General features: G+C 33.0%; 21 protein-coding genes and 2 pseudogenes. 20 read left to right on the top strand and 3 right to left on the bottom strand.

Translation table 11 applies throughout. The features are described from left to right. The first annotated feature begins 31 nt into the window (after nt 1–31). The 18 genes and pseudogenes from DKK70_RS11295 (at nt 32) to DKK70_RS11210 (ending at nt 11,457) form a co-directional block, all read left to right on the top strand. Nucleotides 32–502 carry a hypothetical protein gene (locus DKK70_RS11295; RefSeq protein ID WP_110434088.1) on the top strand — a complete coding sequence of 157 codons (471 nt, stop codon included), beginning with the start codon at nt 32–34 and terminating at the stop codon, nt 500–502. Between the two features lie 239 nt (nt 503–741). Then, nucleotides 742–1,212 carry a hypothetical protein gene (locus tag DKK70_RS11290; RefSeq protein WP_110434087.1) on the top strand — a complete coding sequence of 157 codons (471 nt, stop codon included), beginning with the start codon at nt 742–744 and terminating at the stop codon, nt 1,210–1,212. A 253-nt stretch (nt 1,213–1,465) separates the two neighbouring features. Continuing rightward, entirely contained in the window at nt 1,466–1,936 is a 471-nt protein-coding gene (locus tag DKK70_RS11285; RefSeq protein WP_110434086.1) for a hypothetical protein, read from the top strand. 232 nt (nt 1,937–2,168) lie between these two features. Continuing rightward, a complete protein-coding gene (locus tag DKK70_RS11280) occupies nt 2,169–2,642 on the top strand; it encodes a hypothetical protein (RefSeq protein ID WP_110434085.1) in 474 nt (157 codons plus the stop codon). A gap of 371 nt (nt 2,643–3,013) precedes the next feature. Beyond that, nucleotides 3,014–3,487, top strand: coding sequence for a hypothetical protein (locus DKK70_RS11275; RefSeq protein WP_110434084.1), 474 nt, complete (start codon nt 3,014–3,016; stop codon nt 3,485–3,487). 263 nt (nt 3,488–3,750) lie between these two features. Beyond that, nucleotides 3,751–4,107, top strand: a pseudogene (locus DKK70_RS17660) (RHS repeat-associated core domain-containing protein); the annotation flags it as partial. A 491-nt stretch (nt 4,108–4,598) separates the two neighbouring features. Beyond that, nucleotides 4,599–5,300, top strand: a complete 702-nt coding sequence (locus tag DKK70_RS11260; RefSeq protein WP_110434082.1) for a hypothetical protein — start codon at nt 4,599–4,601, stop codon at nt 5,298–5,300. Nucleotides 5,301–5,526: 226 nt separating this feature from the next. Then, nucleotides 5,527–5,775 carry a hypothetical protein gene (locus DKK70_RS11255; RefSeq protein ID WP_110434081.1) on the top strand — a complete coding sequence of 83 codons (249 nt, stop codon included), beginning with the start codon at nt 5,527–5,529 and terminating at the stop codon, nt 5,773–5,775. Between the two features lie 59 nt (nt 5,776–5,834). After that, nucleotides 5,835–6,161, top strand: coding sequence for a hypothetical protein (locus tag DKK70_RS11250; RefSeq protein ID WP_110434080.1), 327 nt, complete (start codon nt 5,835–5,837; stop codon nt 6,159–6,161). Nucleotides 6,162–6,326: 165 nt separating this feature from the next. Beyond that, entirely contained in the window at nt 6,327–6,803 is a 477-nt protein-coding gene (locus tag DKK70_RS11245) for a hypothetical protein (protein ID WP_258363940.1), read from the top strand. Then, nucleotides 6,800–7,126 carry a hypothetical protein gene (locus DKK70_RS11240; protein ID WP_110434078.1) on the top strand — a complete coding sequence of 109 codons (327 nt, stop codon included), beginning with the start codon at nt 6,800–6,802 and terminating at the stop codon, nt 7,124–7,126. The genes DKK70_RS11245 and DKK70_RS11240 overlap by 4 nt, the downstream gene beginning before the upstream one ends. A 45-nt stretch (nt 7,127–7,171) precedes the next feature. Then, nucleotides 7,172–7,270, top strand: a pseudogene (locus tag DKK70_RS17655) (RHS repeat-associated core domain-containing protein); the annotation flags it as partial. A gap of 9 nt (nt 7,271–7,279) precedes the next feature. After that, entirely contained in the window at nt 7,280–7,711 is a 432-nt protein-coding gene (locus tag DKK70_RS11235; protein WP_258363939.1) for a hypothetical protein, read from the top strand. A 54-nt stretch (nt 7,712–7,765) separates the two neighbouring features. Beyond that, a complete protein-coding gene (locus DKK70_RS11230; RefSeq protein ID WP_110434076.1) occupies nt 7,766–8,092 on the top strand; it encodes a hypothetical protein in 327 nt (108 codons plus the stop codon). A 449-nt stretch (nt 8,093–8,541) separates the two neighbouring features. Continuing rightward, complete coding sequence (locus DKK70_RS11225) at nt 8,542–9,015, top strand: hypothetical protein (RefSeq protein WP_110434075.1); 474 nt, start codon at nt 8,542–8,544, stop codon at nt 9,013–9,015. Nucleotides 9,016–9,344: 329 nt separating this feature from the next. Then, nucleotides 9,345–9,629: a hypothetical protein gene (locus DKK70_RS11220; RefSeq protein WP_110434074.1), complete on the top strand. Its 285-nt coding sequence runs from the start codon at nt 9,345–9,347 to the stop codon at nt 9,627–9,629. Between the two features lie 80 nt (nt 9,630–9,709). Next, the gene (locus DKK70_RS11215) at nt 9,710–9,994 is read left to right on the top strand and encodes a hypothetical protein (protein ID WP_110434073.1); all 285 of its coding nucleotides are present in this window, start codon (nt 9,710–9,712) and stop codon (nt 9,992–9,994) included. A 659-nt stretch (nt 9,995–10,653) separates the two neighbouring features. Beyond that, nucleotides 10,654–11,457, top strand: a complete 804-nt coding sequence (locus DKK70_RS11210) for a DUF7919 family protein (protein ID WP_110434072.1) — start codon at nt 10,654–10,656, stop codon at nt 11,455–11,457. Between the two features lie 538 nt (nt 11,458–11,995). Here DKK70_RS11210 and DKK70_RS11205 read toward each other — a convergent pair. Further along, a complete protein-coding gene (locus tag DKK70_RS11205; RefSeq protein ID WP_110434071.1) occupies nt 11,996–12,817 on the bottom strand; it encodes a hypothetical protein in 822 nt (273 codons plus the stop codon). A 414-nt stretch (nt 12,818–13,231) separates the two neighbouring features. Here DKK70_RS11205 and DKK70_RS11200 point away from each other — a divergent pair, with 414 nt between their 5' ends. Then, nucleotides 13,232–14,413, top strand: coding sequence for an MFS transporter (locus tag DKK70_RS11200; protein ID WP_110434070.1), 1,182 nt, complete (start codon nt 13,232–13,234; stop codon nt 14,411–14,413). Between the two features lie 89 nt (nt 14,414–14,502). On the opposite strand, the gene surE is transcribed toward DKK70_RS11200, so the two are convergent. After that, complete coding sequence (gene surE / locus DKK70_RS11195) at nt 14,503–15,282, bottom strand: 5'/3'-nucleotidase SurE (RefSeq protein ID WP_110434069.1); 780 nt, start codon at nt 15,280–15,282, stop codon at nt 14,503–14,505. 24 nt (nt 15,283–15,306) lie between these two features. Further along, nucleotides 15,307–16,158, bottom strand: a complete 852-nt coding sequence (gene ypfJ / locus DKK70_RS11190) for a KPN_02809 family neutral zinc metallopeptidase (protein ID WP_110434068.1) — start codon at nt 16,156–16,158, stop codon at nt 15,307–15,309. A 304-nt stretch (nt 16,159–16,462) separates the two neighbouring features. On the opposite strand from ypfJ, the gene proP reads away from it, so the two are divergent. After that, complete coding sequence (gene proP / locus DKK70_RS11185) at nt 16,463–17,947, top strand: glycine betaine/L-proline transporter ProP (protein ID WP_110434067.1); 1,485 nt, start codon at nt 16,463–16,465, stop codon at nt 17,945–17,947. The last annotated feature ends 230 nt before the right edge of the window (nt 17,948–18,177 follow it).

The following is an 18,177-nucleotide window of genomic DNA, read 5'->3' as shown; positions in this document are numbered from 1 at the left end:
ACTATCATTTTACCAAGGAGAGGTGACCATAATGGGTAAATTTGAACGAGCATTGAATAACAATGAAATTAGAGCTTTTTTTAACGGTGAAGGTGAGTATTTTACACCTGAAGAATTTAGCATGGGATATCATAATCATATCATTAATTTTACGGGATTGATGGGGTATCTTGAAAAGCAAGAGCATCCCTATCAAGAGTTGGTCAAATATTTTAGATTATACTTAAGTTCACTTAAGGAAGATCCTCTAGATGCCTGGGGTTTATTTAACAATATTGGTTGTTATTATGATCTTCGAAAAGATAATTGCTATTTTTTAACACAAAATGAAGATTTAATCGATGAATTAACCGCAGAAGAGAAAAAGAAAATCGGGGTATTATGTCGTTATTTAAGAGATAACTTTGATAAAGTTCCGGGTTCAGCACAAATGTTCCCTATTGAAAAACAGATGAAATTGGAAATGGAAGATGCTTGTCCATATAATCTTTTGACTTTTTAATGATTAAGGTGTGAGTTGCGATTTAACCGGAGAATAGTTTAAAAAAACAGAGTGTTACCACTTTGGCTATAATGTATTGAATCTAATTACAAATTCCAAATGGTAATGGTTATGTTATATACCCGCAAGCGAACATCTAAAATAAACCTAGAACTTACAAGCTGATAAGCATATTAAGGGATACTTTTTTGTCGTAAAAATCCTCAGTACTATCACTTTACCAAGGAGAGGTGACCATAATGGGTAAATTTGAACGAGCTGTAAACAATAATGAAATTAGTGCCTTTTTTAAAGGTGAAGGTGACTATTTTTCACCAGATGAATGGAGTTGGGGATATCATAATTTTATGATTAATTGGATGGGAATGATGGCTAATCTTGAAAAGGGAGAAAATTCCTATCAACTTCTGGTCAAATATTTTAAATTATATTTAAGTTCATTAAAGGAAGATGTTCTAGATGCTTGGGGTTTATTTAATAATCTTGGTTGTTTTTATTGTCTTCGAAAAGATAATAGCTATTTTTTAACTCAATGTAACGATTTAATTAGTGAACTAACTGCGGAAGAGAAAAAGAAAATAGGTTTTTTATGTCGTTATTTAAAAGATAACTTTGATAAAGTTCCTGATTCAGCCAGTATGAGACCTATTGATGAGCAGATGAAGATGGTAAAAGCAGATGGTTGTCCATATGATCTTTTTTCTTTATGACGTTTAACTTTTTAATGATTAAGGTGTGAGTTGTGATTTAACCGGAGAATAGTTTAAAAAAATAGAGCTTTACCGCTTTGGCTATAACGTTTGGAATTTATCAACAGATTCCAAACGGTAATGGTTATGTTATATACCCGGAAGTGAACATCTAAAATAAACCTAGAACTTGCAAGCTGATAAGCATATTAGAGATAGTTTTTTGTCGTAAAAATCCTCAACACTATCACTTTACCAAGGAGAGGTGACCATAATGGGTAAATTTGAACAAGCAGTAAACAACAATGAAATTACAGCCTATTTTAAAGGAGAAGGCGACTATTTTTCACCAGAAGAATTTAGTATGGGATATCATAATGAGATACTTAATTTTATCGGAATGATGTCCTATCTTGAAAATAAAGAACATCCCTATCAGTTGTTGGTTAAATATTTTAGATTATACTTAAGTTCACTTAAGGAAGATGTTCTAGATGCTTGGAGTTTATTTAACAATATTGGTTGTTTTTATATTCTTCGACAAGATAATTCCTTTTTCTTGAATCAAAATGAAGATTTAATGGATGAATTAACTGCGGAAGAGAAAAAGAAAATTGGGGTATTATGTCGTTATGTAAGAGATAACTTTGATAAAGTTCCGGGTTCAGCACAAATGTTCCCTATTGAAAAACAGATGAAAATAGGAATTAAATATGGTTGTCCATATAATCTTTTGACTTTTTAATGATTAAGGTGTGAGTTGCGATTTAACCGGAGAATAGTTTAAAAAACAGATGGCTACCGGTTTTCTATAAAGTATGGAATCTACCAACAGATTCCAAACGGTAATGATTATGTTATATACCCGAAAGTGAATATCTAAATATACCTAGAACTTACAAGCTGATAAGCATATTAGAGATACTTTTTTGTCATAAAAATCCTCAGTACTATCACTTTACCAAGGAGGAGTTCCCATGAAAGGTGATTTTGAACAAGCAGTAAACAATAATGAAATTACTGCTTATTTAAACGGTGAAGGTGACTATTTTACGCCAGAGGAATTTAATATGGGGTATCATAGTTTTATCATGAATTTCACAGGAATGATGTCCTATCTTAAAAATAAAGAACATCCTTATCAAGAGTTGGTCAAATATTTTAAATTCTACTTAAGTTCGCTAAAAGAAGATGCTTTAGATGCATGGAGTTTATTTAACAATATTAGTTGTTTTTATACTCTTCGAAGATATAATCCCTTTTTTTTGACTCAAAATGATTACTTAATCGATCAATTAACTGCGGAAGAGAAAAAGAAAATTGGGATATTATATCGTTATTTAAGAGATAACTTTGATAAAGTCCCGGGTGCAGCACAAATGTATCCTATAGATAAACAATTTGAATTTACTCTTAAAAAAGGTTGTCCATATGATCTATTTTCTTTTTAATTATTAAGGTGTGGGTTGCGATTTAACCGGAGAATAGTTTTAAAAAAAACATAGCGTTACCGCTTTGGCTATAAAGTATTAAATCTAATAACAAATTCCAAACGGTAATGGTTATGTTATATACCCGCAAGTGAACATAAATTATCAGTAAACTTATAAAATTAAACTGAGAAATATTCACCATATATCTAAAGCTTGCAAGGTGATGAAGGTATCACCAGATACTTTTATTATTCAAAAAACTCGCCAATTTTTAATTATTAGAGATGATTAAATTCCCCCGCTAAGCTAATATTAAATTTATGTCTATATCTAAAAGTATGTTTCCTGAAATATCTTTACCAATGGTATCAAACCAAGGAGGAGTTCCCATGAAGGGTGATTTTGACGAAGCAATAAATAATAATGAAATTACAGCCTATTTTAAAGGAGAAGGTGACTATTTTTCGCCAGAGGAATTTAGTATGGGATATCATAATGAGATAATTAATTTTAACAGAATGATGGCTTATCTAAAAGAAAAAGAAAATCCCTATCAACTGTTGGTTAAATATTTTAGATTATACTTAAGTTCACTTAAGGAAGATGTTCTAGATGCCTGGAGTTTATTTAACAATATTGGTTGTTTTTATATTCTTCGACAAGATAATGCTTTTTTCTTGACTGAAAATGAAGACTTAATCGATGAATTAACCACGGAAGAGAAAAAGAAAATTGGAGTATTATGTCGTTATTTAAGAGATAACTTTGATAAAGTTCCGGGTTCAGCACAAATGTTCCCTATTGAAAAACAGATGAAAATAGGAATTAAATATGGTTGTCCATATAATCTTTTGACTTTTTAATGATTAAGGTGTGAGTTGCGATTTAACCGGAGAATAGTTTAAAAAAATAGAGCGTTACCGCTTTGGCTATAAAGTATTAAATCTAATAACAAATTCCAAATGGTAATGGTTATGTTATATACCCGCAAGTGAACATAAGTTATCAGTAAACTTATAAAATTAAACTGAAAAATATTCACCATATATCTAAAGTTTGCAAGGTGATGCGGGGTAAAAACTCGCTAAATAGGTTATGCTAATTCGTACAGCTTAAAGTATAAGCTATTCTAAAAAAAGGCAAAACCCAACTCTACAGGTACCAAAACGATCAACTCGGCACGCCGATAGGGTTAACCGATGGATTTGGTGAAACATTATATGAATGCCAGTATAATGGCTATGGGCAAATTATTGATGAAACCTACCATGAAGTTGGCAATCGTGCTATTCCTGATAACCCACAGCACTTTCAGGGACAATATTACGATGAAGAGACAGGTCTACACTACAACCTAAATCGTTACTACGACCCCTTTGTCGGGCGGTATATAACCCAAGACCCGATAAAGTTGGCGGGGGGATGGAACTTCTATCAGTATGTGTGTGGTAACCCTGTAAAATGGTCTGACCCATTAGAATTAATTAAAGGTTTATCTGATGGTGTTATCATATCTACTCCAAATCAAAACTATCGAGCAATTGCGATGGGAGTGGAAAGTTTAAGCCCTACTCAAGCAACAGTTTTAGCTGAGCTCCCTAGCTATGGTTCAAGCACTATTGTTAAAAAAAGCCTTTTTGGACAAAATGATTTAGTTGCACTTAGTGCCGCAACAGGGGAAGAGTTTGCAATGTTTATCACTGGTGGGCGTAGATTAATTGTTCGAGGAAATGCTACCAGTATTCCGATAGATATAAATAAAGCGAAAGTGCTTGGTGAACAAGGTTGGCGTTGGTCTAGCCATGTACATCCTGATGGTACATTGATGTCATCGGAAGGAGATCGATTAATTATCAGATTTTTTAGAAATACAAGAAGTGAAATATTTGATCTAAAAGGCACAAGAATACTCTTTAATTCTAAAGGTGATATGATACCCCCAGACAGGAAACCGTTACCGAGTAGGATACGAGAATGATTGATACAAAAAAACATATTGAAAATGAATTACAAGAAAAAGCAAGATTATTAACAGTTGAAACATTAAGTGAATATATTATTCCCGCAGAAATTAATGAGAAAATGACTCTGGGTATTGAATATCATAACAATGGGGATCGATTCTTTTTTCTATATCTTCCTTGTGAGCCAGCAAAAATGGGTATTGAGATTATCCGTACTTACGGCAATATCCATACTGGCGAATGTAAAGTGACGTTTGTTGGTCTCGATAAAAAAATTGATGCTTCACTCAATGAATTAACTAAACAAGATATTTTAGGCTCAGCAATTGCTATCCCTCTCAATGAGTGTTATTTCATTTCCGCTCAAGTATTGTATGTGTCTTATTTAGATGAGACTATTCTTCTTGGTATTTATGGTGATAAAGTCAAAAAAACTAAAGAGATAAGTACTCCTCCTACATATCCAAATCGATTCTCTCATTTAATTTATTCAAATGCTCAGTATATAAAAAGTGGTGGTTGGTCAATTATCTATTTTAGTGAAATAGACAAAAGTTACAAAAATTTAGCTCGTAGAATAGTTGATAATGAATTATGGTTAAATGACACTCGAATTAGAACAGCCACGGAGAGCGATAAAAAACTATTTGATATGATGGAAGTAAAATCAAAAGAAGAAGTTGAATGTATGCTGGCAGGATATTTTAATTAAATTAAATAGTTAAATAAATCAAACAAATAAAAAACCAATTATATTTATTATAATATAAAACATAGTAAGCTCCTTGAAAGATAAAATATTGTATATGTAATCTGGTTATCTATTAGAACGTTAGATTTGAAAACTTAGACTTAAACATGTTTGTTTCCTGAAACATCTTTACATGCACAAGCAATACTTATGCTGACTAACAATAGTCAAAGATAGCTAATCGTTGATGGCGCTGTTTTATAACTCATTAGGCCATAAGTGTGAGCAAATAGATTGCTTAACCGCCGTAGCCGTAAAACGGTTAATGACAAAACAACCGAATTCCAATACTCGTCTCATTGGTATCGTTAAAGCAAGAATTCCAAACTGGGCTGGTGATACTATGAAGGGTAAACTTGAACCTTTTGCTATGGCTTATCCTGAATATGGTTTAGGAGGAAGCGCAGCAACTACATGCAAATTATATGTTGATTAAATCAAAAAAAAATCACTATACTTACATTACAGAGTGAGTTTTGCATCAAGGATATTAGAATGAGATCGTTATATTATATTTTAGTTGATATTGATCTACATCCATATTTAGCTAATGCTCCAGATGGAGTGTTAAAAATAGCTATTACCGCAGACAATTGTAGAAAAAACGCGCCAATTATTTACATTGAAGGAAAAGGAAAAGCAGATAACGCGTGTTCTCTTTCTTTAGAAGATGTATATAAGTATTCATTTTTAAAATATTTTGAGGAGCAAAAAATCACTTGGATTTTAGACTTTATACGAGATATTCCAAATTTTACGGAAAAAGAATTAACGCAAGAAATAGTATCTCATGGATTAGCCTTAGTTACACAAGAATATTAACTTTATTGTATAACAATATCTTTGTGATTTTATGTTAAATTTTTAGACCCCTTTGTCGGGCGGTATATAACCCAAGATCCGATAAAGCTGATTGATGGTCTCAATCTTTACCAATACAGCCCAAATCCAGTTAACTGGATTGAACCGCTTGGGTTGTCTTCAGTAGTGACATCTGGAACTGAGTTTGCAATTGATTTTTATGTCGTTCCAAATGGACCAAGTGCGACTCTACCAACTACTGGGTATCGTTATATGCGATATTTGAATGATGATAGTACTGTAAATAATTTAGCATCACTGACTTTAGATACGATGACAAATAAAGTAAGTTACTTTGGTTTTAGAAAATTTAGTAATGGCTCAGCTGCAAGAGAAGCTTATCAAATTAGTAGGTTATGGTCTGAAGCGAGGCTCTTAGGCGAATTTGATACATTACAACTTTTTGAAAATGGTATCGTTCAAGCAAGAATTCCAAACTGGGCTGGTGATACTGTGAAAGGTAAACTTGAACCTTTTGCTATGGCTTATCCTGAATATGGGTTAGGGGGAGCGCAGCAACTACATGCAAATTTTATGTTGATAAAATTTAAAAAAAATCACTATACTTGCAGAGTGAGTTTTGTATCAAGGATATTAGAATGAGAGCGTTATATTATATTTTAGTTGATATTGATCTACATCCATATTTAGCTAATGCTCCAGATGGAGTGTTAAAAATAGCTATTACAGCAGACAATCGTAGAAAAAACGCGCCAATTATTTACATTGAAGGAAAAGGAAAAGCAGATAATGCGTGTGTTCTTTCTTTAGAAAATGTATATAAGTATTCATTTTTAAAATATTTTGAGGAGCAAAAAATCAGTTGGATTTTAGACTTTATACGTGATACTCCAAATTTTACGGAAAAAGAATTAACGCAAGAAATAGTATCTCATGGATTAGCCTTAGTTACACAAGAATATTAACTTTATTGTATAACAATATCTTTATGATTTTATGTTAGATTTTTAGACCCCTTTGTCGGGCGGTATATAAATCAAGACTCGATAAAGCTGATTGGTGGTCTCAATTTTTATCAATACAGCCCAAATCCAGTTAACTGGATTGATCCGCTTGGGTTGTCTTCAGTAGTGATATCTGGAACTGAGTTTGCAATTGATTTTTATGTCGGTCCAAATGGATCAAGTGCGACTCTACCAGCTACTGGGTATCGTTATATGCGATATTTGAATGATGATGGTACTGTAAGTCATGCGGTATCAGTGACTTTAGATGAGATGACAAATAAAGTAAATTATTTTGGTATTGTAAAATTTAATACTGGCTCAGCTGCAAGAGAAGCTTATCAAATTAGTAGGTCATGGTCTGACGCGAGGCTCTTAGGCGAATTTGATACATTACAACTTTTTGAAAATGGTATCGTTAAAGCAAGAATTCCAAACTGGGCTGGTGATACTATGAAGGGTAAACTTGAACCTTTTGCTATGGCTTATCCTGAATATGGTTTAGAGGGAAACGCAGCAACTACATGCAAATTATATGTTGATTAAATCAAAAAAAAATCACTATCCTTACAGAGTGAGTTTTGCATCAAGGATATTAGAATGAGAGCGTTATATTATATTTTAGTTGATATTGATCTACATCCATATTTAGCTAATGCTCTAGATGGAGTGTTAAAAATAGGTATTACCGCAGACAATTGTAATAAAAACGCACCAATTATTTACATAGAAGGAAAAGGAAAAGCAGGTAATGCGTGTACTCTTTCTTTAGAAGATGTATATAAGTATTCATTTTTAAAATATTTTGAGGAGCAAAAAATCACTTGGATTTTAGACTTTATACGAGATATTCCAAATTTTACGGAAAAAGAATTAACGCAAGAAATAGTATCTCATGGATTAGCCTTAGTTACAGAAGAATATTAACTTTATTGTATAACAATATCTTTATGATTTTATGTTAAATTTTTATAAAGCTATGGATTGTTTATTATAATAAAACATATATATTTTAAGTTTATTACATCTTAGTATAACTGTAATTTTAGGTTTTTATATTGAAGTAGCGAGATTTCCTGAACCATCTTTACAAAAACTGATCAGCTTCATGTTCTTTAAATATCATTTTTAGGTGATATTAATAATACTTATGTTGACTAATTAAAGTCAGAAACAATCAATCGTTAATGGTAAAATAACCGAATTCAAATGCTCGTCTCATCCCTGAGACTCGCTCCTTCGGAGCGAACGCTAAAGCGTTGTTCAAATTTTTTCCCGAAAAATGCGTGGCAAGGCAATAATTTGATTGCCGAAACCGACAAGCACTGGCAAAGTTACCTCTATGAGTAGGAGTATAAAACCAAGGAGGAGTTCCCATGAAAGGTGATTTTGAACAAGCAGTAAATAATAATGAAATTATTGCCTATTTGAAAGGTGAAGGTGACTATTTTACACCAGAGGAATTTAATATGGGGTACCATAGTTTTATTATGAATTTCACAGGAATGATGTCCTATCTTAAAAATAAAGAACATCCCTATCAAGAGTTGGTCAAATATTTTAAATTTTACTTAAGTTCACTTAAGGAAGAAACTTTAGATGCATGGAGTTTATTTAGAAATATTGCTTGTTTTTATATTCTTCGAAGTAATAATCCCTTTTTTTTGACTCAAAATGATTACTTAATCGACCAATTATCTACGGAAGAGAAAAAGAAAATTGGGGTACTATATCGTTATTTAAGAGATAACTTTGATAAAGTCCCGGGTGCAGCACAAATGTACCCTATAGATAAACAATTTGAATTTACTCTTAAAAAAGGTTGCCCATATGATCTATTTTCTTGTTAATTATTTAGTATATAAATTCCGATTTAATCGGAGTATAGTTTAAAAAAATAGAGCGTTACTGGTTTTGATATAATATTTTGATTTTACTAACAAACTCAAACGGTAACGCTTATGTTTTATTCCCGCAAACCAGCATAAAACTATCAAACTCCCCGATAGGCAGTGGTTGCAATATCATTACCGTAACGGTCAGCTAAGTGGAATGACGCTGGATGGGCAATCCTTAATTGTCATTTTTATGACTCAGTAATATATGGAAAATAAACAAAGTTTTTCTAAAACTACAAATAGCGTTAGATAAAACTATATTATTGTCTCATAATCTTTATATGGCCGAAGGTTATTACTTAGAAGAAGTAAAATATTTATTAAAGTTTAATCATGATGTTGTAAAAGAAGGGCATATTGGCGAGCAATTAAAAACATGGGAAATTAATTTTATGGAAGATAATACTTATGATCAAGCTAAAGAATTATTTATAAAATATCAAGGAAATGTTTTCCATATGGAGCGTGATAATTTATATAAAACATTCCAAAAATATAATATCCCTAATAATTTATTATCACTGTGGTATAAAGAGTTATTATTAAGAAATAAAAAGAATTATTAGCACCATCAAATAACAAGGAAATAACTAACAATTTTTTTAAATATTTAGAATTAATTAGATGTAATATCCAATACTTTTCAATGAATGACATAAAATTTGCATTCGATTTTTTTTATAAACACAAAGAATTGGATGATTTTTCTAAATTAGTGATGATAGAGATAATAATTAATTTCATAAAAGATAAAGGAATAACAGATGAATCAATAAAAAAATACTGCAAAGAGGTATTAGTAAGAATAGATACTTCTTTGTTTACAGTTGATGATAGTTATAAATATAATGGTGAGCTTCCTCCATATGTATTAAAAGAAAAAATAACGCAACGCATTCTTGACGATACTAAAGCGTTAGAAAGTTTATAATATAAATTCTTATATTTGCTTAATGATATTCCTTGGATCATAAGTTATTAACAGCCGAAAATATTCGAATGTAAATATAAAAACTTAAGATATTCCTGAAGTATCTTTACATGCGAGCCCCATTTTGACTAATAAAAGCCAGCTAATCGTTAAAGGGCTGTTTTATAGGTCATGTTGATGTGAGTAAATAGGTTGCTTAACCGCCGTACCAGTAAAACGATTAATGGCAAAACCACGGATTTATCTGGCAAGGTCATAAACTGATTGCCGAAACTAACAATGCCCAGCAAGGTACTCCCCCAATTTTACTGATAGCCAAACGACCAACTCGGCACGCAATAGGGTTAACGGATGGATTTAGTTAAACATTATATGAATGCCAGTATAATGCCTATGGGCGAATTATTGATGAAATCTACCATGAAGTTGGTAATCATGCTATCCCTGATAACCCACTGCGTTTTTAGGGACAATACTACCAGGAAGAGACATGTCTACACTACAACCGAAATTGTTACTCCGCCCCATTTATTGGGCGGTATAGGGTTCAAGATCTATTGATGAATTTAAAACCTATCAGTAATAGTTGTTATTAATATATCTAGAAGTTAGATTATAAAAACGGTAGAAACATCATGGAAATATTTAAGGTGAAAAATATGTATTTTAAAGATCATACACACTATAGTTACAATTGGAACAAACCGTTAAAAATGATTGTCAATATTGGTTGGCTTTCTTCTGAACATTCTTATGAAATGGGCGATACCGAACCAGAATTCATTGAAAAACTCACAGAAATTATAAGCAACGATGATATTTATGATTATACATTTAATAGGATAAGATGTAATACTCCTTGTAATTTATGTAAAGAATCTATTTTACAACCTTATATCAATAAGAAGAGAAATTTGCCTGCGAGAATACCTTTAGGATATTGCGAATTATTAATTCCATCACAAGTGACTAATCAATATTATGCGTCACCAGATCTAATCCTCCATTATATAAGGGACCATTATTATAAACCACCACAAGAATATATAGATTCTGTGATGGCATTAGATTTAACGCGTCCATTTAACGCTCAAGATTGTTTCGAATACCAATACCTTAAGGACAATAGAATATTATCTCAATTATTAAATACATTATTAGATGATTTTATTAAACTTCGAAATATTTTAATTGCTGAACAGGATAACACTTGGTTATCTGCAATTAATCGTACAATTGCAGATATATCATCAGCAATTGAAGATACAAGTTCAGCTGATTATTTTATTGAATCTGCAAGAGATAATTATTACTCAATCCAAAGGAGATATTATGGCTTTGCCGAGTTTCATATTTGGCGAGAGAACTTTGAAGAGAGAAAACCCCTCAACGAAGCACTTGATCAATTAAAGCAAAAAATAGATGATGATTTTAATGCTATTTCAGATTTTTTTAAAAAATGATATATCTCTAGGCGAATAGATAGCGTTATTGAGTGCCATGAAAACAGTAATTAACCAATATTGTTAAAACAATTTGGAAACTAGATAAAGCTAAAATAATGGGTAAATTTGAACGTGCATTGAAGAACAATGAAATTAGTGCCTTTTTAAAGGTGAAGGTGAATATTTTTCGCCAGAAGAATTTAATATGGGATATCATAATGAGGTTATTAATTGGCAGGGAATGATGGCCAATCTTAGAGAGAAAGAAAATCGGGGTATTATATCGTTATTTAAAGGAAAAATTTGATAAAGTTCCGAATACTACTAATATGAGACTTGTTAATGAACAGATGAACCTTGTTAATGAAGATGGTTGTCCATATAACTTTTTATCTTTTTAATTATTAGCTTATTTAATGGCGATGACATTAAATAAACAGTAATCGCTAATTTTGTCGTATGATTAGTATAGATAATCCAAATTATCAAAGTTGATAAAAAGAGGATATTTTAGGCTGTTTAAAACAGTTATCTCTATAATCTATTAGGTAATAGATTAATATTCTAAACTTCGACTAGAACTCGATATTCTTTTATTGTCCTCATTTACACAGTAAGATTGAGTCCAATCGCCATGTTGGTTATGATTTGAATAAAAACAAACTTCTTTAAGTCTTTCAAGTGGGCTGTTATCATCGGTTTTTTCATTACTATACCGCAGAGAGTATTTAGCTATAGATTTGATTAACTGATTTTGGTCGTTATAAAAAAAATAGCTTTTGAATAAATCTTCTTGGGAATGTTCCTCAGAAATGTAGATAAATTTGTTTGAAAAAAATGCTAGTTTATTATTATCAAAATAGCTTAATTCTTTAGTATGGGTCAAGTTTAATTCATCATCACCATCATCACCATCATCACCATCACCTTCAACGTTAAATATATTTGTCACTCTGCCTCTGTCATCGAATTTTGCGTAACTCGCTTGTTCATTTCGATCATTAAACGTCTCAATAATATTGTTATTTTCATCTAATTTTAATTGATAAATTTGAGCCTGATCTTCATCATCGTAAGATTTGAAAATAGCATTGATATAATCAACTTCTAAGAATTTATATTCGTCACCATATACTGCTGTAATAAATCCATCTGAATTAGCTTCGATGGTTAAAGTTGATTCGTTATTACTTCCTTCATTATTACGGATTATTTTTTGTTTCTTAATTGCGATACTGTTAGGGGCATACTCTGACCTCCATATTAAGTTATAGTTATTCGAAAGTACTATTAACTTTTTTTCTTGTCCTTCGCTTTTTTGAATATTACACGAAAATAAAGCTAAACAAGTTACGGCAAAAATTAATATTTTTTTCATTATTTTATTACCTTAAAAATATCATAAAGGATCTTTTATTTTTGTCTGATTTATTGAACGTTCTGACAATTAGCCTTTTTATTAGCTAGGCAACTATCTAATCCTTTGTTTATGCAAGTTAACTATTTTTTGAAACAATATCATCAATTAAATAACATAATGTTAAAAATATAATAATGTAGATTTCAGATTAATCAAGTTTAAAGGCATACTAGGTGATTATTTCGCTAATTTTATAAAGCCTTTAAAGTGTTTAAAGCCTAGGTAATAAACACTACTCAATGGTACATTATATATCGATCATCTATATTGTCGATAAGTTGAAAAGTCGCCCAATTAGCTGACGAACGCCTATATTCCCATTAATTTTAAGGGTATAATTACGACACTTAATTTAATGGTTAATCTGCGTTTATGACTTCTTCATTCATTCGAAAATCTGGCGTTGTTTTTGGTGCTTTTTTAGTGACGACGTTTATTATTGGAGTAGCGGGTGCTTTACAATCACCTACCTTAAGTCGCTTCTTATCGTTTGAAGTTGGGGCTGATCCTCGTTTAGTCGGCGCGTTTTATTCGGTTAATGCGCTAGCCAGTATTATTGGTAGTTATTTGTTAGCCAAGTATTCAGATAACAGGGGTGACCGCCGTAAAATTGTAATTTTTTGTTGTTTGATGGGGCTGGCAAATAGTCTGATTTTTGCTTATTCACGTAACTATTATGTGTTAATTACCTTAGGTGTATTTTTTGCCGCATTAGCGTCTGCGGCAATGCCGCAGGTATTTGCGATGGCGCGTGAGTATGCCGAAAAGAGCGGTCGTAATGCAGTTGCCTTTAATTCCCTGATTCGTGCGCAATTATCATTAGCATGGGTGATAGGTCCACCATTATCTTTTGCGTTGGCAATCAATTACGGTTTTACTGCGATGTATTTGTGTGCCATGTCGATGTTTATTATCTCGATGATTGTCGTCACTATCTTCTTGCCGCCAGTTGAAAAAAGAGCAATCAGTTCGTTTACGGCAACTGAGTTAGCTACGGCGAACCAATCGATTTTCACCAATCGCAATGTGATGTGTTTGTTAATCTCCACTATTTTTATGTGGACTGCAAATATGATGTATATCATCGATATGCCGATTTATGTGGAAGCGGTATTACACCTGTCTAATTCATTACCGGGTAGTTTGATGGGATTAGCGGCAGGAATTGAAATTCCTATTATGATTATTGCTGGTTATTTGGTACCAGTATTAGGCAAACGCAATCTATTTTTTATTGCTATCATTTGCGGAATTTTGTTTTATGTCGGGATGATTTTATTTAAAGATGCAACCATGTTGTATATATTACAAATCTTTAATGGATTGTTTATTGGGATTGTTGCCAATATTGGTATTATCTATTTCCAAGACTTATTACCAACCCGCATGGGTATTGCCTCAACTTTATTTAATAACGGCATTATTTGTAGCGTGATTTTGGCTGGTATTATTCAAGGTTTTGCCTCTCAAGCTTACGGTCATGAAGTGGTTTATTGGATTGGCTTAGTAATGGTGACGATTTCTTTACTATTTTGTGCATTAGTAAAAAAATAGTTGTCAATTCATCTCATTTTATCTTATGCAAATTAACGTCTTCCTTATTTGATTTAACAAGTAGGAAGACGGTTGCCATCAAACAAAATTTAAACGTTAAATGTGGCTTTTATCTGATGATAAAACGCATAATCGGTACGTTCATAATTTAACGGGGTGATAGCAATATATCCATCATTGGCAGCATCGAGTTCTTTTTCGACATCAATCACACCTTGGTTGCGTTTGGCTCTAAACCAAAAATAGTCATGACCTTCCGGATCTTGAGTTTCAGCAATTACAAATTGGCTAACATCCGGACTGCCTTGTTTGGTGATTTTAACGCCTTTTATTTGCTCAGCTTGGCAATTAGGGAAGTTGATATTAAAACAGATATTATCTGGGGTCGATAGCGCATAAAGTTGTCTAATTATGGATTCAGCAAGATGAGTTGAACAGTGCCAATCGGTTGGTATGTTATCTTCACTACTAACTTGACTTAAAGCCATTGCCGGTACGCCTAGCGTCATCGCCATCATTGCTGCCCCTACCGTACCCGATAATACTGTTTCAAATCCTAAATTGGAACCATTATTAATTCCTGATAGCACCAAATCAGGTAATTGGTTGGCCATGACAGATTTTATAGCAAATAGCGAACAGTCGGCAGGTGTGCCATAGACCGCATATTCCGTTTGGCTACGCTTTTGTACCCGAAATGGCGATTTTAGACTCACCGAACAAGAAACACCGCTCTGATCGACCACCGGCGCAACCACCCACACTTCGTTAGCGATATTTTCCGCGATACTCTTCAAAATTCGGATCCCGGTGGCATCAATGCCATCATCATTGACTAATAGAACTCGGTTTACTAATTTTTTTGACATATTGGTTCCTTTACTTAAATTTCCTTATTGAATAAATGTATTGCACTGATTTATCGACCCACTATCAAAGCCACGTTTAAACCATGTATAACGTTGTTTTGAGGTGCCATGAGTAAAACTATCAGGAACAACATAACCATTATTTTGTTGTTGTAGACGATCATCGCCAATCGCTTGCACGGTATTGAGGGCTTGTTCGATATCGCCCACTTCTAAAATATGCTGTTTTTGCATAGCATTGCCCCATAAACCGGCATAACAATCGGCTTGCAATTCAAGTTTAATCGATAGCTGATTCGTTTGATTTTGCCCTAATTGCTGGATTTTATCAAAAGTGCCAAGTAAATTTTGTACGTGATGTCCAACTTCGTGAGCAATCACATAGCCTTGGGCAAAGTCACCGCCACCACCAAGGCGTCTTTTCATCTCTTGGTAAAATGATAAATCGAGGTAAACGGTTTTATCTAAATTACAATAAAATGGACCCATCATAGCTTGGCCAGTACCACATAGCGTCCGGGTTGCACCGCTATACAGCACCAGTTTAGGAGGAATATACGTTTTGCCTAATTGTTGGAATTGTTCTTGCCAAAAATCTTCGGTGCTAGCTAAAATCACTGAAGTAAATTTAGCAGCGTCACTGTCGTTAAGTGGAGCGTCATCAACTTGGCTCGTTGATGTGTTATCGCCTAAATTAATCACACTGCTGTCTAGTAAGCCCGTCAAGTCAACGCCGTAGTAACCGGCTACTAACACGATAAGAAATAAAATAATTTTACCTTTACCACCAATTGGGATTCGTGTCCCAATATCACTTGCTGAGTGTGAGCGGCGATCTTCAATGTTATCACTCTCTCTTTGGTCTCTCCATCGCATAGGGAATACCTCATCAGTTTGGGTAATCTCATTCTAAAGGATAATAGATAAGGTTACTAGCAATAGTCACCATCAACAAGATGAAAATGAAGATAATAGCATGGTGTGATAAATGAGTTATTTTTGCTAAATTTAGGTATATAATTCTTTCCTATCTGACATCAATCATTAAGCAAAATTGGTGTGTTTAGATTTTTACCTCGAATTTATCTAATCTTATCGTTTATCTTTGGCATGGCAGCCGGTTGAAATTAATTATTTGGATTTAAATCTTGATATTAATAAATTTAAAAGGCGGTATTTCATGGCAAAATCGAATCATAAACCTCTAGACATTAATGACATTCCCATTGTTAATGATAACCAATTAAAAAAAGCCACTTGGGCATCGGCTTTCAGTAATGCTATTGAGTGGTATGACTTTGGTGTATATAGCTTTTTGGCGTATATTATCGGTCAGGTGTTTTTTCCTCATGTATCGCCTAGTGTGCAGATTATTGCAGCGTTATCGACCTTTTCTATTCCCTTTTTTATTCGTCCATTAGGAGGGATAATTTTTGGTTTAATTGGTGATAATATCGGTCGGCAAAAAGTACTATCTATCACGTTAGTAATCATGTCATTAAGTACATTTTGTATTGGACTGATACCAACTTATGAAACAATTGGCATTACCTCACCGGTATTACTGTTAATGGTTAAATTAGCACAAGGGTTTTCAATTGGTGGTGAATACTCAGGTTCCGCAACGGTGGTGGCGGAATATTCACCCGATCGTAAACGCGGTTTTATTGGTGGTTGGCTTGATTTTGGTTCAATGGTCGGGTTTATTATTGGCGCAGGGTTAGTGGTGTTCTTATCCATGCTACTTAGTCAATCGGCGCTATATAGTTGGGGTTGGCGTATCCCATTTTTAATTGCCTTACCATTAGGTATAATTAGTTTTATCTTACATCATATTTCCGAAGAGACACCAACTTTCCAACAACACCTCGAAGCTAGAGAATCAGAAGAAATAGCTGAAACCAAATCAGCGCTAAAAAATATTATCAGCAAATATTGGCGACATATATTGGTTTGCGCAGGATTAGTTATTGTGACAAACGTATCGTTCTATTTGTTATTAACTTATATGCCAAGCTATTTAGCGCATAACTTAAATTATGACACTGAGCATGGTTTACTCATAATTATCGCGATAATGGTCGGAATGTTAATTATTCAACCTATAATTGGGCTATTAAGTGACAAAGTAGGACGTAAACCATTTATATTAATTGGTAGTATCGGTCTATTGCTATTATCTTATCCGGCGTTTATGTTAATTAACAGTCAGCATATTCCCTTGGTTTTTTTAGGGGTATTTATCTTAGCACTGTTTATTAACTGTTTTACCGGGATTATTACCTCAATATTGCCCGCCATGTTTCCTACCAATATCCGCTATAGCGCCATTGCCAGCATTTTCAATCTTGCGATTATTGTTGCTGGGGTAACGCCAACTTTAGTAGCATGGCTTGTTGAATCAACCGGTAACTTATATATGCCAGCCTATTATTTGATGTTGGTGGGATTTATTGGTGTTGTTACCGGTTTTGCCATGCACGAAACCGCTAAAAAACCGTTACATGGTACCACGCCAACTGCCGCCAATCGCAACGAAGCTGAATCACTCCTATCTGAACATTTTGATTCAATTGAAGATGAAGTGGAAGATATCGATGAGCAGATCGAAGAACTACAAACTAAACGACAGGAACTTGTCGATCAACATCCCAAGTTGGATTAGGTTTTTACTTTGGTAAACATCACTATTACTAGTGATAATAAAAATAGTTTAGATAAATAATACAATCATTATTTATCTATAAAATTAGTTATTTAAAAAAATTAATTCGTCTTTTTATTCAACTTTATTAGGAATATAGAGAAAATGATTTGCTGTGTTAAATATACGTTTTTATAGTAAATACAATCATAGTTATTTTTTCTAATTTCAAAAAAATAATCGCCCCTAAA

Origin of the sequence: Gilliamella apicola (assembly GCF_003202655.1) — a bacterium.
GTDB classification, from domain to species: Bacteria; Pseudomonadota; Gammaproteobacteria; order Enterobacterales; family Orbaceae; genus Gilliamella; species Gilliamella apicola_R.
This window is presented reverse-complemented; position numbering and strand designations above follow the sequence as displayed.

Bases quoted from the DNA above. Each gene is read 5' to 3' on its own strand.
- DKK70_RS11295 (WP_110434088.1), top strand. From the start codon at position 32: ATGGGTAAATTTGAACGAGCATTGAATAACAATGAAATTAGAGCTTTT.
- DKK70_RS11290 (WP_110434087.1), top strand. From the start codon at position 742: ATGGGTAAATTTGAACGAGCTGTAAACAATAATGAAATTAGTGCCTTT.
- DKK70_RS11285 (WP_110434086.1), top strand. From the start codon at position 1,466: ATGGGTAAATTTGAACAAGCAGTAAACAACAATGAAATTACAGCCTAT.
- DKK70_RS11280 (WP_110434085.1), top strand. From the start codon at position 2,169: ATGAAAGGTGATTTTGAACAAGCAGTAAACAATAATGAAATTACTGCT.
- DKK70_RS11275 (WP_110434084.1), top strand. From the start codon at position 3,014: ATGAAGGGTGATTTTGACGAAGCAATAAATAATAATGAAATTACAGCC.
- DKK70_RS11260 (WP_110434082.1), top strand. From the start codon at position 4,599: ATGATTGATACAAAAAAACATATTGAAAATGAATTACAAGAAAAAGCA.
- DKK70_RS11255 (WP_110434081.1), top strand. From the start codon at position 5,527: ATGGCGCTGTTTTATAACTCATTAGGCCATAAGTGTGAGCAAATAGAT.
- DKK70_RS11250 (WP_110434080.1), top strand. From the start codon at position 5,835: ATGAGATCGTTATATTATATTTTAGTTGATATTGATCTACATCCATAT.
- DKK70_RS11240 (WP_110434078.1), top strand. From the start codon at position 6,800: ATGAGAGCGTTATATTATATTTTAGTTGATATTGATCTACATCCATAT.
- DKK70_RS11230 (WP_110434076.1), top strand. From the start codon at position 7,766: ATGAGAGCGTTATATTATATTTTAGTTGATATTGATCTACATCCATAT.
- DKK70_RS11225 (WP_110434075.1), top strand. From the start codon at position 8,542: ATGAAAGGTGATTTTGAACAAGCAGTAAATAATAATGAAATTATTGCC.
- DKK70_RS11220 (WP_110434074.1), top strand. From the start codon at position 9,345: ATGGCCGAAGGTTATTACTTAGAAGAAGTAAAATATTTATTAAAGTTT.
- DKK70_RS11215 (WP_110434073.1), top strand. From the start codon at position 9,710: ATGAATGACATAAAATTTGCATTCGATTTTTTTTATAAACACAAAGAA.
- DKK70_RS11210 (WP_110434072.1), top strand. From the start codon at position 10,654: ATGTATTTTAAAGATCATACACACTATAGTTACAATTGGAACAAACCG.
- DKK70_RS11205 (WP_110434071.1), bottom strand. From the start codon at position 12,817: ATGAAAAAAATATTAATTTTTGCCGTAACTTGTTTAGCTTTATTTTCG.
- DKK70_RS11200 (WP_110434070.1), top strand. From the start codon at position 13,232: ATGACTTCTTCATTCATTCGAAAATCTGGCGTTGTTTTTGGTGCTTTT.
- surE (WP_110434069.1), bottom strand. From the start codon at position 15,282: ATGTCAAAAAAATTAGTAAACCGAGTTCTATTAGTCAATGATGATGGC.
- ypfJ (WP_110434068.1), bottom strand. From the start codon at position 16,158: ATGCGATGGAGAGACCAAAGAGAGAGTGATAACATTGAAGATCGCCGC.
- proP (WP_110434067.1), top strand. From the start codon at position 16,463: ATGGCAAAATCGAATCATAAACCTCTAGACATTAATGACATTCCCATT.